General features: G+C 42.3%; 1 pseudogene. It reads left to right on the top strand.

Annotated features, from left to right (window positions below):
• Positions 1 to 504: pseudogene (locus ACP5L5_RS11865) on the top strand (alpha-mannosidase); the annotation flags it as partial.

Here is a 504-nt window from a genome sequence, read left to right as displayed (position 1 = left end):
CGATTAGTTAGGGAGATTGAGACGGAATTAAGGGAATTGGAGCTTTGGAGCTCGTTGTTAGGGCTTGGTAAGAACTATGAGGAGCTTTGGTATCCGCTGCTTGAGGCTGAGTATCATGATCCAATAAGTGCAACAAATACTAAGCAGGCATTTGATGATATAGTGAATAGGCTAGTGAATACTAAGAAGGCTATTAATGAGGAGTTAAAGAGGATTATACAAAGCGTGGTCACGCTCGACGAGGGATGGGTCACCGTGTTTAATTCATTGCCATGGGATCGGGAAGAATTAATAGAAGTTGATAAGCCGCTGAAGGGCCTACCAACGCAGTACATTGATGGTAAATACCTAGTTCTTGTGAGGGTACCAGCCGTAGGGTTGATAAGCTATGAAGTTGGTGATGGTGTTTCCTCAGGTGATGTTAATGTTGGTAGTAATTACGTCGAGAATTCAAAGGTAAAGGTTATTATTGATGATACGCTGAAAGTCTTCGATAAGGAGAAC

This window comes from Vulcanisaeta sp., assembly GCF_049966235.1.
GTDB classification, from domain to species: Archaea; Thermoproteota; Thermoprotei; order Thermoproteales; family Thermocladiaceae; genus Vulcanisaeta; species Vulcanisaeta moutnovskia.
This window is presented reverse-complemented; position numbering and strand designations above follow the sequence as displayed.